At 75.3% G+C, this 13,712-nt stretch carries 17 protein-coding genes; 6 read left to right on the forward strand and 11 right to left on the reverse strand.

The features are described from left to right. Together ACYVKY_RS12510 and ACYVKY_RS12515 are read left to right on the forward strand one after the other, a co-directional pair. Nucleotides 1-432 (forward strand): P1 family peptidase (locus ACYVKY_RS12510; protein ID WP_460435320.1); only part of this gene is annotated, 432 nt, incomplete at its 5' end. Between the two features lie 4 nt (nt 433-436). Then, the gene (locus ACYVKY_RS12515) at nt 437-1,063 is read left to right on the forward strand and encodes a hypothetical protein (RefSeq protein ID WP_460435321.1); all 627 of its coding nucleotides are present in this window, start codon (nt 437-439) and stop codon (nt 1,061-1,063) included. A gap of 90 nt (nt 1,064-1,153) precedes the next feature. Here ACYVKY_RS12515 and ACYVKY_RS12520 read toward each other — a convergent pair whose 3' ends face one another. After that, nucleotides 1,154-1,624, reverse strand: a complete 471-nt coding sequence (locus tag ACYVKY_RS12520) for a hypothetical protein (protein WP_460435322.1) — start codon at nt 1,622-1,624, stop codon at nt 1,154-1,156. Nucleotides 1,625-1,659: 35 nt separating this feature from the next. On the opposite strand from ACYVKY_RS12520, the gene ACYVKY_RS12525 reads away from it, so the two are divergent. Further along, on the forward strand, nt 1,660-2,316 hold the full coding sequence (locus ACYVKY_RS12525; RefSeq protein ID WP_460435323.1) for a maleylpyruvate isomerase N-terminal domain-containing protein: 657 nt from the start codon (nt 1,660-1,662) through the stop codon (nt 2,314-2,316). Between the two features lie 27 nt (nt 2,317-2,343). On the opposite strand, the gene ACYVKY_RS12530 is transcribed toward ACYVKY_RS12525, so the two are convergent. The 3 genes from ACYVKY_RS12530 to ahcY all read right to left on the reverse strand — a co-directional run bounded on the left by ACYVKY_RS12530 (nt 2,344) and on the right by ahcY (nt 5,030). Beyond that, the gene (locus ACYVKY_RS12530) at nt 2,344-2,856 is read right to left on the reverse strand and encodes an SMI1/KNR4 family protein (RefSeq protein ID WP_460435324.1); all 513 of its coding nucleotides are present in this window, start codon (nt 2,854-2,856) and stop codon (nt 2,344-2,346) included. A gap of 93 nt (nt 2,857-2,949) precedes the next feature. Continuing rightward, nucleotides 2,950-3,549, reverse strand: coding sequence for a hypothetical protein (locus tag ACYVKY_RS12535; RefSeq protein ID WP_460435325.1), 600 nt, complete (start codon nt 3,547-3,549; stop codon nt 2,950-2,952). A gap of 23 nt (nt 3,550-3,572) precedes the next feature. Continuing rightward, nucleotides 3,573-5,030, reverse strand: coding sequence for an adenosylhomocysteinase (ahcY, locus tag ACYVKY_RS12540; protein ID WP_460435326.1), 1,458 nt, complete (start codon nt 5,028-5,030; stop codon nt 3,573-3,575). A 182-nt stretch (nt 5,031-5,212) separates the two neighbouring features. On the opposite strand from ahcY, the gene ACYVKY_RS12545 reads away from it, so the two are divergent. Together ACYVKY_RS12545 and ACYVKY_RS12550 are read left to right on the forward strand one after the other, a co-directional pair. After that, nucleotides 5,213-6,550 (forward strand): hypothetical protein, encoded by a 1,338-nt coding sequence (locus ACYVKY_RS12545; protein ID WP_460435327.1) that lies wholly within the window; start codon nt 5,213-5,215, stop codon nt 6,548-6,550. A gap of 51 nt (nt 6,551-6,601) precedes the next feature. Then, nucleotides 6,602-7,102 carry a pyridoxamine 5'-phosphate oxidase family protein gene (locus tag ACYVKY_RS12550; protein WP_460435328.1) on the forward strand — a complete coding sequence of 167 codons (501 nt, stop codon included), beginning with the start codon at nt 6,602-6,604 and terminating at the stop codon, nt 7,100-7,102. On the opposite strand, the gene ACYVKY_RS12555 is transcribed toward ACYVKY_RS12550, so the two are convergent. From ACYVKY_RS12555 to ACYVKY_RS12580, 6 genes are all read right to left on the reverse strand, one after another. Further along, complete coding sequence (locus ACYVKY_RS12555) at nt 7,092-8,012, reverse strand: cation diffusion facilitator family transporter (protein ID WP_460435329.1); 921 nt, start codon at nt 8,010-8,012, stop codon at nt 7,092-7,094. The genes ACYVKY_RS12550 and ACYVKY_RS12555 overlap by 11 nt on opposite strands. Nucleotides 8,013-8,050: 38 nt before the next feature. Beyond that, nucleotides 8,051-9,235 (reverse strand): phosphoheptose isomerase family protein, encoded by a 1,185-nt coding sequence (locus ACYVKY_RS12560; protein WP_460435330.1) that lies wholly within the window; start codon nt 9,233-9,235, stop codon nt 8,051-8,053. Between the two features lies 1 nt (nt 9,236). Next, entirely contained in the window at nt 9,237-9,446 is a 210-nt protein-coding gene (locus ACYVKY_RS12565) for a Trm112 family protein (protein ID WP_460435331.1), read from the reverse strand. After that, nucleotides 9,443-10,870 (reverse strand): phosphohexomutase domain-containing protein, encoded by a 1,428-nt coding sequence (locus ACYVKY_RS12570; RefSeq protein ID WP_460435332.1) that lies wholly within the window; start codon nt 10,868-10,870, stop codon nt 9,443-9,445. Before ACYVKY_RS12570 ends, ACYVKY_RS12565 begins: the two co-directional genes overlap by 4 nt. A 23-nt stretch (nt 10,871-10,893) precedes the next feature. Then, the gene (locus ACYVKY_RS12575) at nt 10,894-11,157 is read right to left on the reverse strand and encodes a hypothetical protein (protein WP_460435333.1); all 264 of its coding nucleotides are present in this window, start codon (nt 11,155-11,157) and stop codon (nt 10,894-10,896) included. Between the two features lie 194 nt (nt 11,158-11,351). Next, the gene (locus ACYVKY_RS12580; RefSeq protein WP_460435334.1) at nt 11,352-11,726 is read right to left on the reverse strand and encodes a DUF3499 domain-containing protein; all 375 of its coding nucleotides are present in this window, start codon (nt 11,724-11,726) and stop codon (nt 11,352-11,354) included. A gap of 95 nt (nt 11,727-11,821) precedes the next feature. On the opposite strand from ACYVKY_RS12580, the gene ACYVKY_RS12585 reads away from it, so the two are divergent. Next, nucleotides 11,822-12,232: a metallopeptidase family protein gene (locus ACYVKY_RS12585; RefSeq protein WP_460435335.1), complete on the forward strand. Its 411-nt coding sequence runs from the start codon at nt 11,822-11,824 to the stop codon at nt 12,230-12,232. 9 nt (nt 12,233-12,241) lie between these two features. Here the strand turns inward: ACYVKY_RS12585 and ACYVKY_RS12590 are convergent. After that, the coding region (locus ACYVKY_RS12590) for a DUF5719 family protein (RefSeq protein ID WP_460435336.1) at nt 12,242-13,712 on the reverse strand (1,471 nt) is incomplete at its 5' end.

Below are 13,712 nucleotides of genomic sequence, written 5' to 3' on the forward strand. Positions count from 1 at the left end.
CAGCGCGGCGCCGCGCCGGGCGGCGTCGGCCACGGCCTGGTTCGGCTGCCCGGCGACCTCGTCGTCGCCGCGCTCGCCGTGGTGAACGCCGCCGGCCGCGTGGTCGGGTCGGCGTCCGCCGCCGAGCCCGGCGACGCAGGACTGAACACCACGCTGGCGGTCGTCGTCACGAACGCCCGGCTCGACGTCGCCACGGCCACCCGCACCGCCGCAGCCGGCCACGACGGGCTCGCCCGCGCGATCGAACCCGTGCACACCCTCGGCGACGGCGACACCGTGTTCTGCCTCGCCACCGGCGCCGTCCCGCCGTCTGCCGCCGCCCCCGACGCCCCGCCCGGCTGGCCGGGCGCCGCGCGCGTCGCCGGCACCGGCGCCGTGCAGTCCGCCGCCGCCGAGGCCGTCCGGCTCGCGGTCCTCGACGCGGTGCGCTGACGCGGTGCACGGCGAGACGGCCGAGGAGGCGCTGTACCGGGGACAGGAGCTCGAGGAAGCAGGCAAGCTGCGCGACGCGCTGCAGGCCTATGCAGAGTGCGCTGCTGGCGGTGACCGCAGGGGTGCGTTCCTCGCCGGTCAGCTGCTCGAAGGAGTCGGCGACCTCGCCGGCGCCGAGACGCAGCTGCGCCGCGCGGACGACGTCGAGGGGGCGGCGTACCGCCTGGCCCGGGTGGTCCGGGCTGCTGGCCGCCCGGACGAGGCTGACTCGATCATCGCCGAGCACGCGCCGACCTGCTGGGAGTGCGCCACGGACTGGAGCCTGCGCGAGGACGTTGCCGCTGAGGAGGCTCTGCCCGTGCTCCGGGTGCTCTGGGGCGGGGGAGCTCTCGGCGCCGGGATTCCCCTGGCCCTGGTCCTCGAGGAGCTCGGGGACCGCGACGGCGCACGACACGTCCTGGAGCGGGCGGCAGACACCGGCGACGCGCACGCGGCGACGAATCTCGGCGTGATGCTGGCCGAGGACGGCGAGCTGGACGCCGCAGCACGACTTTGGCGTGCCGCTGCGTCGGCCGGCGACGACGTCGCGACCCGGCACCTCGCCGAGCTCGACCACCTACGGACGCCATGACGCCGTGAGTGGTTGCTTCGGGGGCCGGGAAGCAACCACTCGCGGCGTCGTGGGCAGAAGGCGCCCCTTCGTGCGGTCGCGAAGGGGCGACTACTGCTGACGGGCGAGGGCCGCGCCGGTCCACGCCTCGTCGGCGCTGACGTCGCGGAGCACCTCGAGCCAGGCGGGCACCGCGTCGGACGGGTGGTCGCGGTCGTCGATCTCGGCCACGAGGGTGCCGTCGGCGTGCTCGTCGACCGCCACCAGCAGGCCGTCGCGGCGCAGCAGGTGGCGACGCTTGCGCAGCACCCGCGCGGGCAGCGCGGACAGCAGGTCCCACTCGGCGTCGTCGAGGTAGAGGTTGGTGCACGCGACCTCGGCCGGCCCCTCCTCCAGGCGCACCTTCTGGCCGAGCTTGCGGGTCGTGGCGCCGTCCGCCGCCGTCACCTCGCGCAGCCGCAGCCGGGTGCCCTCGACGTACCGGTCCACGATCTCGACGACCTGCTCGACCCCGTCCGGGACGCGCGCCACGAGGTAGCGGCGCTCCCGCTCGACCACGGCGTACTTCAGCGAGACGGTCACCGCCGCAGGCTAGCCACCCGCCCTAGGCTCGGTGCATGCCTCTCACCTTCGCCGGGACGCTCGACCGCGCCGCCCTCGGCCGCGCCGCCGAGGCCGTCGCCCCCCTCGTCGCCTCCGCCCAGGTCGCCCGTGCCTGGGACGAGGAGTCGGCGCTGCCGGGGTTGACCGTCGGCGGCCTCGCCACCCACCTGGTGAGCCAGCTGCAGTGCGCGGTCGAGTTCCTGCGGATCGACCCGGTGCCGCCGCACGCCCCCGTCGTCTCGCTCGCCGGGCTGTACGAGCGCACCGACTGGTTCCTCGCGCCGGTCGACGCGGGCGAGAACACCTCGATCCGCGACGACTTCAACGAGATGGCCGGCGCCGGGCACGAAGGCGCCCAGGAGGCGCTGCGGGCGTCCGCCGCGGACCTGCCCGCGGCCCTGGACGCCGCCGGCCCCACCACCTACGTCCCGTGGCAGGACTGCTGCCTGGCGACCGACGACTTCCTGGTCGTGCGGCTGATGGAGGTCGTGGTGCACGCCGACGACCTCGCCGTCAGCGTCGGCGCCGAGCCCGTCGCCTTCGACGACGACGTGCTGCACCCGGTGCTCGCGCTGCTCGCCGTCCTGGCTGCGCGGCGGCACGGGCAGGCCGCCGCCGTCCGGGCGCTGTCGCGGGCCGAGCGCGCGTCCGGACCCGCGGCGGCGTTCTAGCCGACCGGTAGGGCGGCGCGGCTGCGGTCAGGCCAGAGCGCTCAGGCGTAACCACAACGGCCACGTCGGGAAGTCACGCGGCTGCAGATCGCCGCCGTCCTCCACCTCGTAGTGGTCGTGGTCCAGCAGCCAGCGCCACAGGGACACCGCATGCAGAAGCGATCCTGCGACGGCCAGGTCCGCGTCTTCCCACTCCCACGGAACCATGCCGAGACGGGTGAGCCAGGGGTTGCGAAGTGGGTCATCGGTCGTGCAGTCGGCGTAGAGCCGTTGCGGACCCTGCGTCATCAGGACCAACCAGTGCGGTTGCCAGCCGATCGGTGTGTGGTCCCCGGCAGGGAACCAGGACCGTTGCTGAGCCGTCTCGTCGAGCGCCTCTCGCAGCGACAGGAACTCGTAACCGCCCGGCCCGATCGACCTGGGGCCACCTGGCTGCGCTCCGTCGTGCCAGCCCCACAAGACCTTCAGCTCGGCAGGGAGCCTCCACCCCGCATCGCCGGCGAGGCGGTCGAGCTCGTCGTCGTCGAGACCGGGACGCAAGGCATCGGCGACCGGGGCTCCGAGCCGGCGCCACGCGCTCTTGACCCCCTCGAGCTCATCGCGAAGCGCATCGAGCAGATCGATCCTCGGACCCTATGCACCGGCGGGCCAGGGCGGGCCGTCGAGGTCGACCAGCTCGACCTCGTCGTCGAGCACGCCCGCTGTGGCGTGCAGGACGACGTCGCCCGCGACGTGCAGTCCGCTGACGTCGGCCGTGTCGACGTCGGTGAGCCGCCAGGACTCGTCGAGCAGCGCGCCCTGCGGCGCCTCGTGCCGTTCGGCACCGAGCCGCTCGACCCGCAGCCGCACCAGCCGCGCCCCCGATGCGTCCGGGGCGACCCGCAGCACGGGGACGTCGGCCGACGCCCGTCCCTCCCCCGGCGCCGCGACCCCGCGCGCGAGCGCGACCAGCGACCCCGGTGAGGACGTCAGCAGACCCGCTGCGGCCGAGACCTTCTCGTCGTCGACGGCGTCGGACCGCGCCCACACCAGCACCGGGGCGCCGTCGTCGAGCCGCAGGCCTCCCCCGCGCAGCTGGCTCGCGTCCGGCCCGGTGACCGCGAACCGCACCGGGCGGAACCCGGTGTCGCAGGCCAGGTCGAGCGCCGCGGAGACGAAACGCCAACCGGCCGGTCCCGGGGCGCAGGAGAACGCCTCGGGCCGGCCGGCCAGGTGGTACGTGCCGCGGGGCACGGCGGTGCGCCGCGGCGTCCGGATCAGTACCGGTAGTGCTCGGGCTTGTACGGGCCCGCCACGTCGACGCCGAGGTACTCGGCCTGCGGCTTGGTGAGCTCGGTCAGCCGGACGCCGAGCGCGTCCAGGTGCAGCCGCGCGACCTTCTCGTCGAGGTGCTTCGGCAGCGTGTAGACCTTGTTCTCGTACTCGCCCGGCTTGGTCCAGATCTCGATCTGGGCGATGGTCTGGTTCGCGAACGAGTTGCTCATCACGAACGACGGGTGACCGGTGGCGTTGCCCAGGTTGAGCAGCCGACCCTCGGACAGCACGATGATCGACTTCTCGTCCTGGCCGTCGGCGGCCGGGAACGTCCACTCGTGCACCTGCGGCTTGATCTCGGTCTTCGTGATGCCCGGGATCTTCGCCAGCCCGGCCATGTCGATCTCGTTGTCGAAGTGGCCGATGTTGCCGACGATCGCCTTGTTCTTCATCTTCGCCATGTGGTCGGCGGTGATGACGTCGTAGCAGCCGGTGGTGGTGATGAAGATGTCGGCGGTCTCGACGACGTCCTCCATCCGGGCCACCTGGTAGCCCTCCATCGCGGCCTGCAGCGCGCAGATGGGGTCGACCTCGGTGACGATCACGCGGGCACCCTGGCCGCGCAGCGAGTCGGCCGAGCCCTTGCCCACGTCGCCGTAGCCGGCGACGACGGCGACCTTGCCGCCGATCAGGACGTCGGTGGCGCGGTTGATGCCGTCGACCAGCGAGTGGCGGCAGCCGTACTTGTTGTCGAACTTCGACTTGGTGACCGAGTCGTTGACGTTGATCGCCGGGAAGAGCAGGTCGCCGGTGGCGGCGAACTGGTAGAGCCGGTGGACGCCGGTGGTGGTCTCCTCGGTGACGCCCTTGATGCCGGCCGCCATCTTCGTGAACCGCTCGGGGGTCTCGGACAGCGAGCGACGCAGGACGTCGAGGATGACGCCGTACTCCTCGGAGTCGTCCTCGGAGGTCGACGGCACGGCGCCGGCGAGCTCGAACTCGCGGCCCTTGTGCACCAGCAGCGTGGCGTCGCCGCCGTCGTCGAGAATCATGTTCGGGCCGTCCTCGCCGGGCCAGGACAGGATCTGCTCGGTGCACCACCAGTACTCGGGGAGGGTCTCGCCCTTCCACGCGAACACGGGAACGCCGTTCGGCGCCTCGGGGGTGCCGTCGCCCACGACGACGGCCGCGGCGGCCTCGTCCTGGGTCGAGAAGATGTTGCAGGACGCCCAGCGGACGTCGGCACCGAGCGCGGTCAGCGTCTCGATCAGCACGGCGGTCTGCACGGTCATGTGCAGCGAGCCCGCGATGCGGGCGCCGGTCAGCGGCTTGCTCTCGCCGTACTCGGCGCGCAGCGCCATCAGGCCGGGCATCTCGTGCTCGGCGAGGCGGATCTGGTGGCGGCCGGCCTCGGCCAGGCCGAGGTCGCGGACCTTGTAGTCGGTCTCGTTCAGGGTCATCTGGGTGTTCTCCAGTAGGGGTCGCGGATGAGGACGACCCGGCGCAGCCCCTCTGGGCCAGCGGCATCACCGACGCCGGAACCCGCCCAGTGTAACGCTCCGGCAACGGTGCCCCGGCGCACGGACGGACCGTGCCGAAACGCCCACCGCGTCCTGCCGCGGTCCGTCACGCTGGGTGCACCATGTCGAACCCCTCCCCGTGGACGACGCCCTCGGCGCCCGTCCCGCCGCCGCCGTACGCACAGGCGCCGTACGCACAGCCGCCGTACGCCCAGCCGTACCCGCCGCACCAGGGGTACCCGGCGCCACCGGCGTACCAGCCACCGCCGCGACGGCGCCCCGTGGTGCTCGCCCTCGTGGTGGGCCTGGTCTGCCTGCTGGTCGGGGTGCTGCTCGGCGTCGGCGGGACGCTGGCGGTGCAGGCCTGGGGCGGCGACCCGGACGCCGGCCGGCCGGCCGCCGAGGTGGTGCCCGAGCGGATGCCCGGGATCGTCGCCTGGATCGAGGAGCGCACCGGGCACGAGTTCGCGTCCGAGCCGGAGGTCACGGTGCTGGACGACGCCGCCTTCGAGGCGGCGCTGCTCGCGGTGGACGAGGACGCGGAGGGGTCGGAGCCGGCGACGCTGCCCACCGACGACTGGACCTCGACGGTGACCGCGCTGGGGCTCGTCGAGGACCCCGCGGCGTTCGACGAGTTCGGCGAGAGCGGGTTCGCCGACGGGGTGGTGGGGTTCTACTCCTACGCCGACGGGTCGGTCATCGTGCGCGGTACCGAGTGGTCGCCGATGGTCGAGGTCACGCTGCTGCACGAGCTGGTGCACGCGCTGCAGGACCAGGTCGTCGACCTCGAGGCGGTGACCGCCTCGACCCGCCTCTACGACGAGAGCTACGCGGCGCTGAGCGCCGTGATCGAGGGACAGGCGACGCTGTACGAGTACGACTGGCTCGACGAGCAGAGCCCGGCGTACGCCGACGAGTACTGGAGCACCCCGGGCGGCGGCGGGCCGTCGGAGCCGTTCGCCGAGGCCTCGGCCTACCTGCCCTACGCGCTGGGGTACTGGGGCACGCTGATGCTCGAGGAGGCCGAGGGCAGCGAGGCGGTCTTCGACGCCCTGCGCGAGCCGCCGACGACGCTCGAGCAGCTGTGGGACATGCCGGGCTGGGCCGCCGGCACGCCCGCCGCGGCCGACCCCGAGCCGCTCCCGGACACGGCGGCGCCCGCCGGCGCCGAGGTGCTCGACCGCGGGTCGTTCGGCGTGCACGGCCTGAGCCTGCTCACCCTCGACCCGCAGGACTACGCGTCCCTGCCGGACGAGGAGTCGCTGCCGCTGCAGGGGTGGGCGGGCGACGCCTACGTCACCTGGGCCGACGGCGAGGGCGCCTGCACGCGGGTCGTCGTGCGCACCGACGGCGCCGACGACGCCGCGTCGTGGCGCGACGACCTGGCCGGGTGGACGCAGGACGGCGGCACCGTCAGCACCCGGGACGAGCAGGTCGTGCTCGAGCGCTGCACGAGCTGACCGCCGACCGACCGCCGGCCGACTGTCGGACCCCGGGCCTACGGTCGCGCCATGACCGCGCCGACCAGCTCCCGCCCCACCCTGCCCGACGGCTACGGCCTGCCCGAGACCACCAACGGCCTGCTCGACTGGGCCGCGGTCGAGGAGCGGCTCGTGGCCTCGCTGCACTACTGGCTGTCGTCGGTGCGCCCCGACGGCACGCCCCACACCGTCCCGCGCTGGGGCGTGTGGGTCGACGGCCGGTTCTGGTACGACGGCGCGCCCACCACCGTCCACGCCCGCAACCTGGCGTCGAACCCCGCGGTGACCCTGACCCTCGAGGACGGCCGGCAGGCGGTGATCGTCGAGGGCGTCAGCGAGCCCGCGCGGGCCGACGCCGACGACCTCGGCGCCCGGCTGAGCGCCGCGTTCGGCAAGTACCACGCCGAGGGCTACCGCCCCGGCGCCGACGCGTGGGCGGGCGAGGACGGCGGCGGCCTGCGGGTGATCACGCCGCGTCGGGCGCTGGCGTGGTTCTCGTTCCCGGCCGACTGCACCCGGTTCAGCTGGTGACCTCGCGCAGGTCCGGCTCGAGGTAGATCACCCGGGCGATCGGCACGGCCTCGCGCACCCGCGCCTCGGCGGCGTCGATGGCGTCGGCGACGTCGGCCGCGGTCGCGCCGGGGGTCACCGCGAACTTCGCGGCGACCAGCAGCTCCTCCGGGCCGAGGTGCAGCGTCTTCATGTGGATGATGCCCTCGACGCAGCCGCCGGGCAGCGCCGCCTCGATCGCGCGCACGTTCTCGGGCGTCGCGCCCTCGCCGATGAGCAGCGACTTCATCTCCACCGCCAGGATCGCGGCGATCACGATCAGCAGCAGGCCGATCATCGCGGTGCCGGCGGCGTCCCAGAGGCCGTTGTGGGTGAGCAGGGTGAGCCCGACGCCGAACAGCGCGAAGACCAGGCCGACGAGCGCGCCGAGGTCCTCGAGCAGGATCACCGGGAGCTCGGGCTCCTTGGCGGTGCGGACGAAGTCCTTCCACGACCGGGAGCCTCGGACGTGGTTCGACTCCTTGATGGCCGTGCGGAACGAGAACGACTCCATCACGATGGCGACGACGAGCACGACCACCGGCACCCACCACCAGCGGCCCTCGATCGGGTGCGGGTCCTGGTACTTGTGCCACGCCTCGTACAGCGCGAACAGGCCGCCGACGCTGAACAGCACGATCGAGACGATGAAGGCGTAGACGTACCGCTCGCGCCCGTACCCGAAGGGGTGCTCGGGGGTGGCGGCGCGCTTGGCCCGCTTCCCGCCGACGAGCAGCAGCACCTGGTTGCCCGAGTCGGCCACCGAGTGGATCGCCTCGGCGAGCATCGACGACGCACCCGTCAGCGCCCAGGCGACGAACTTCGTGACCGCGATCCCGAGGTTGGCCGCCAGGGCCGCCACGATCGCCTTGTTGCCGCCGCCGGTCGCCATGCGCGGAACCCTAGAGGCTGCGCCGCGGGGGCGCGTCCTCAGCGCAGCGAGTCGCGCAGCTCGGCCACGTGCGGCGACCGCGCGGGGTCCAGGCCGGTGGCGAGCGCGAGGTAGGTCGCGGCGAAGTCGACCCGCGCCACGACCCGCGCGAACCGCTGCATCGGCGTCTCGGCCGGGCCGCTCGACCCGTTCTCGAGGTCGTCCCCCAGCTCGGTGTGCGCGCGCACGTCGCTGACCCGCACGCCCGAGCGCTCGGCCAGGTCGCGGACGGCGGAGAAGCCGATGCCGTCGCCGACGTCGAGCAGCAGCAGCCGCAGCCGGGTGGCCGGGGGGCCGTCCAGGAACGGGTCGGCGAACACCTCGTCGGAGGCGTCGGACGCGAACGGGCCGCCGAAGGTCGCCACCACGTCGCCCGCGTCGTCCGGCAGCACGCCGTGCACCGCGGGCACCCGCGCGGTGCGCGCGAGCACCGACGCGGCGCGCCGACCCGCGACCCCGGCCAGCGGGCTGTCGCCCAGGATCACGGGTACCGACCCGTCGACCTCGAGCGCGAGCGACTTGGCCGGGTTGACGAATGCCTCGGACGACGGCCGGCAGGCCTCGGCCTCGGCGTCGAGCGCGTCGGCGAGCGCGGCGAGGTCGTGCTCGCCGCCGGACGCGTCGGGGGGCAGCAGCCCGAGCCGGTCGCACGCGAGCAGCGGCGGGGTGAGCAGCGACCACAGCGCCGTGCGCGAGGTCGGCGTGGCGGCGGCCGAGCGGTCGACCGGCAGCGGGACGTGCGCCCCGCGGAAGCGCCGGCTGACCTCCTCCAGCGGCGACCCGGTGGCCCCGACGGTCAGCAGCTGGGCGCCGCGCCGGCCCGCCTCGGACGCGACGGCGACCGCCCCCTCGGCGCGCCCCGACAGCGAGATCGCGACGACGACGTCCATCGACCCGACCCACGACGGCAGCCGCGCGCCGGACAGGGCCAGCACCGGCACCGGGCCGGCGCCGCCACCCGCGGCCGCGAGCGCGTCGGCCACCACCGCGGCACCGCCGCGGGCGGCGACCACCACGGCGCGTGGCCGGCCGCCGTCGGTCCACGTCGGCGGCAGCGACTCCTGGGTGAGCGCGAGCGCCTGGCGCACCTGCGCCCCGGCGCCTGCCAGCGAGCGCAGCACCGCCCGCGGGTCGGCGGCCTCCAGCCCCGCGGCGTCGTCGAGGAGCTGCTCGTCGAGGGCCATCTCAGGCCCCCGGACGACGCGCCTCGTCGACGAGCAGGACCGGCACGCCGTCGTCGACCCGGTAGGCGAGCGCGCACTCCGACGAGGTGCACACCAGCTCGGGACCACCGTCGGGTCCGGCGGCGTCGGCCAGCTCGGCCCGGCAGGCGGGGCAGCGCAGCAGCTCGCGCAGCCACGGGTCGATCGCCTGCCGGGTGGTGTCGTCGGTCATTCCGCCTCCTGCCGCACCAGCGCGAGCACCTCGTCGCGCACCGCCGCCATCGTGTCACCATCGGCCGCCTCGGCGTTCAGGCGCAGCAGCGGCTCGGTGTTCGACGCGCGCAGGTTGAACCACCACATCGGGCCGTCGCCGGTGCCCGTGATCGTGGTGCCGTCGAGCTCGTCGACCTCCCCGCGGCCGGCGAAGGCGGCCCGCACCCGGGCGACCGCCGCGGGCACGTCCTCGACGCGGGAGTTGATCTCGCCGCTCGCGACGTAACGCTCGTACGCGTCGGTCAGGTCCGACAGCGGGCCCGGGGCCTCCTGCAGCGCGGCCAGCACGTGCAGCGCCGCGAGCATGCCGGTGTCGGCGCCCCAGAACTCGCGGAAGTAGTAGTGCGCCGAGTGCTCGCCACCGAACACCGCTGCGCTGGAGGCCATCTGCTCCTTGATGAAGGAGTGGCCGACGCGCGTGCGCAGGGGCGTGGCACCTGCCTCGGTGACGAGCTCGGGCACCGCCCGGGAGGTGATCAGGTTGTGGATGACGGTGGCCTCGCGACCGCGCGCCCGCTCCTTGGCGATCTCGCGGACGGCGACCAGACCGGTGACGGCGCTCGGGCTCACCGGCTCACCGCGCTCGTCGACGACGAAGACGCGGTCGGCGTCGCCGTCGAAGGCCAGGCCGATGTCGGCGCCGTGCTCGACCACCGCGGCCTGCAGGTCGCGCAGGTTCTCGGGCTCGAGCGGGTTCGCCTCGTGGTTCGGGAACGTGCCGTCGAGCTCGAAGTACAGCGGGACGACCTCGAGGGGCAGGGCGTCGAGCCCGGACGCGGTGCCCAGCACCGCGGGCACGGTGTGCCCCGCCATCCCGTTGCCGGCGTCGACGACGACCTTGAGGTGCCGGCCGCCGGACAGGTCGACGAGGGTGCGCAGGTGCTCGGCGTACCCGCGCAGCAGGTCGCGCTCGGTGCGGGTGCCGGGCGAGGTCGGCGTCGGCAGGCCCTCGGCGAGGTAGCGCTCGGCGCCGGCGCGGATCGCGGCGAGGCCGGAGTCCTGGCCGACGGCGCGGGCACCGGCGCGGCAGACCTTGATCCCGTTGTAGCGGGCGGGGTTGTGGCTCGCGGTGAACATCGCGCCCGGGCAGTCGAGCACGCCGCTGGCGTAGTAGAGGCCGTCGGTGGAGGCCAGTCCGATCAGGACGACGTCGACACCGCGGGACGCCAGGCCGGTGGCGAAGGCGTCGACCAGCTCGGTCGAGGAGGGACGCATGTCGTGGCCGACGACGAAGGAGCGGCCGGGTCGGCCGAGCTCGTCGGCGCTCGCGGCGCCGAGGGCGGCCGCCTCGCGGGGGCCCCACTCGTCCGGGACGACTCCTCGGACGTCGTAGGCCTTGACGACCCGGCTCAGGTCCGGGCGGTGCGCGGGGCTGGCGGTCATGCCCCGCAGGCTACTGGGGAGGGTCAGGCGGGCTTGCGGGTGCGGGCGAGCACGTCCTGGACGGACAGCGCGACGCCGTCCTGCTCCCAGCGACGGGCCTCGCAGCCGCGGCACGAGGTGAAGTCGACGCAGGTGCCGTCGGTGAGGCGCATCGCGAGCCGGGTGAGGTGCGTGGAGCCGCACGCGTGGCAGGTGCGGGTGCTGCGGACCTGGGTCAGGGAGCCCAGCGGGGCCAGCGGAGCAGCGGTGCGGGAGCGGCGGCGGGAGGGGGCGGCGGTGGCGGGCATCGGTGCGACCTCTTCGGGTGAGCGGGGGGTGCTGCGCTGACAGCAACACATCGGCGATCGCCACGAATGGCTGAAGCGTCACCCGAAAGCGCTGGGCCGGACGGGTGGCTGACACCGTTTGCAGCCACCGTCCGGGCTAACGCCCGGCGTGTCGGGAACCGCTGTCCGCTCATTTCGTCACGCAGCGTGCAGGGTCAGCGACCCTCGTCGCGCAGCACGCGCAGGTGCCCCCGCCGGCCCACCTCGATCGTCCCCGTCGGCTCCGGCGCCGGCGCGGTCGCCGCGGGTCGCGCGGCCTCGCGGACCGCGTCGGCGAGGGCGAGCAGGTCGTCGTCGCTCGGGCCGTGCACGGGCTCGGACGGCGCGAGCCGCACCACCTCCCACCCGCGGGGCGCGGTGAGGCGCGAGGAGTGGGCGCTGCACAGGTCGTAGCAGTGCGGCTCGGCCACGGTGGCCAACGGGCCGAGGACGGCGGTGCTGTCCGAGTACACGTAGGTCAGCGTCGCGACCGCGGGCTGGACGCACCCGCTGCGGGTGCAGCGGCGGACACCGGGGCGGACTGCGCTCACCTGCGGAACCCTAGTCCCGCACCGTCCCCGGGCCCGGGACGCCCGGCCGGACGCGCGGCGCGGGCCGCGGCGGGGGCACGTCCTAGGGTGGGGCCGTGCCCGTCCGCCCACGCCGCCGCGACCGGCACGGCCGGGGTCTGCGCGGCCAGCTGCTGCCGTCCGCCCTGCCCGCCGCCCGCACCCGGGCCGAGCGGTTCGACGACCTCGTCCTGGACGCCGCCGACGACCTGCCGCGCCGCTGGCGCGAGCGGGTGCAGGAGATCGAGCTCGCCGTCGAGGACGTGCCGCCCGCCGACCCGTCGCCGTGGGAGGGCGGCGAGGTGCCGCTCGGCCGGGTCTTCCCGGCCGACCGCGGGCTCGCCGCCCGGGTGGTGGTGTACCGGCGGCCGGTCGAGGCCCGGGCCCAGGGGCCGGCCGACCTCGCCGACCTGGTGCGCTCGGTCGTGGTCGAGCAGGTGGCGCACGTGCTGGGCGTCTCCCCCGACGACCTGGAGTCGCGCGAGTAGGACCGGCTCCTAGGGAGCCGACCCCGCCGGCGCGCGCAGCACGTCCGGCGAGAGCTGGCCCACCACGACGCTCGCGGGCGCCGGCGGCGGGACGAGCACCGGCAGCACCGAGGCGTAGCTGGCGCGCGGTCCGCCGTCGGGCTCCGAGCGCAGCACGACGGCCGCAGCCACCTCGCCCGACGCCACCCGCAGGACCATCTGCACGGAGTCCGCCGGCACGGCGACCAGCGCGGTGCGTCCGGGCTCGACCCGCACCTCCTCGGTCTCCCCCACCTGCTCGCCGTCGGCGTCGAGCCCCACCACCTCGACCGTGCCGGCGCGGTCGGTGCCTGCGAGCGCCAGCGCCGCGCGCACCCCCTCGCCGTCGGGCAGCGGCACCAGGGCCTGCCCGGCCAGGCGCGGGGCCGGGTGCGCGACGGCGAGGTCGGCGAGCCCCCCGGCCCGTCCGAGGCGCACCTGGACGGTGGCGGCGACCGGCTGGTCGGACGTCACCTGCACGGCCAGCGCCTCGGCGGCGGCCGGGCCGGTGAGCTCCTCGAGCGGCACCTCGGCGACCGAGCCGGCGGGCACGGTGACGACGGTCTCGCCCTGCTGCGCGACCGCACCGTCCGGACCCGTGAGCTGCCAGCCCACGGCGGCGGGCGTCGAGCCCGGGTTCGCCAGCCGCAGGACGGCGGTCGTGGTGGGGCCGGGGAGCAGGCCGGGCAGCGTCAGCGCCGTGGCCGGCTGGGTCGCGGTGACCTGCTCGACGCCCTGGGCGCGCACGCCGGCGATCCGGGTGTCGACCAGGTGCGCCACGACGGCGCCGCCGCGCGCGGTGACCCCGACGGCCAGCGCCGGCGTCGGCTCCACCAGCCCCTCGAGCAGGACGTCGCGGCTGGTGCCGCCCGGGACCGCGAGGTCCTGGGCCGCCGGCGGCGAGACCGGTCCGGACGGGGTGAGCAGCACCAGGTCGACGCTCGCCGTGGTGGTGCCGGGGTTCGACAGCACCACCCGCCCGCTGCGGCCCGCCTCGACCCCGCCACCGACCAGCACCGAGGACTCGGCGGGGAACCCGCAGGAGGACGCCGCGAGCCCGGCGAGGTCGCCGTCGTCGGCCACGTGCACGGCCAGCGCGCCGACCGAGGCCTCGGGCCCGGCCTGCAGGACGACGGGCTGGACGCCGTCGGTCGCGACCACCGTCCCGTCGCCGGAGGCGGTGCCGTGCAGCCCGGCGGGCGGCTCCTCGTCGGCGGGCAGCGTCAGGGCCGAGACCGCCTGCCCCCCGACCGTCCGCAGCACGGTCGAGGTGCGCGCCGGCGAGTCGGCGCGGAAGTCCTCGTCGCCGGCGTCGGACCCGACCTCGGCGCCGAGCCGCGGGGCGGGCGGGCAGACGAGCACCGACGGGCGACCGCCGAGGTCGACCTCGCCCGCGCTCGGCTGCTCGGCGACGACCGCGCCCTCGTGCGACCAGCCGCGCGGGTCGACCGCGCCGGTGGCG

This window comes from Angustibacter speluncae, assembly GCF_054777815.1.

Excerpts from the sequence above, each read along its gene's own strand:
- ACYVKY_RS12550 (WP_460435328.1), top strand. The coding sequence starts at position 6,602 with ATGACCGCGCCGACCAGCTCCCGCCCCACCCTGCCCGACGGCTACGGC.
- ACYVKY_RS12560 (WP_460435330.1), bottom strand. The coding sequence starts at position 9,235 with ATGGCCCTCGACGAGCAGCTCCTCGACGACGCCGCGGGGCTGGAGGCC.
- ACYVKY_RS12565 (WP_460435331.1), bottom strand. The coding sequence starts at position 9,446 with ATGACCGACGACACCACCCGGCAGGCGATCGACCCGTGGCTGCGCGAG.
- ACYVKY_RS12570 (WP_460435332.1), bottom strand. The coding sequence starts at position 10,870 with ATGACCGCCAGCCCCGCGCACCGCCCGGACCTGAGCCGGGTCGTCAAG.
- ACYVKY_RS12575 (WP_460435333.1), bottom strand. The coding sequence starts at position 11,157 with ATGCCCGCCACCGCCGCCCCCTCCCGCCGCCGCTCCCGCACCGCTGCT.
- ACYVKY_RS12525 (WP_460435323.1), top strand. The coding sequence starts at position 1,660 with ATGCCTCTCACCTTCGCCGGGACGCTCGACCGCGCCGCCCTCGGCCGC.
- ACYVKY_RS12545 (WP_460435327.1), top strand. The coding sequence starts at position 5,213 with ATGTCGAACCCCTCCCCGTGGACGACGCCCTCGGCGCCCGTCCCGCCG.
- ahcY (WP_460435326.1), bottom strand. The coding sequence starts at position 5,030 with ATGACCCTGAACGAGACCGACTACAAGGTCCGCGACCTCGGCCTGGCC.
- ACYVKY_RS12555 (WP_460435329.1), bottom strand. The coding sequence starts at position 8,012 with ATGGCGACCGGCGGCGGCAACAAGGCGATCGTGGCGGCCCTGGCGGCC.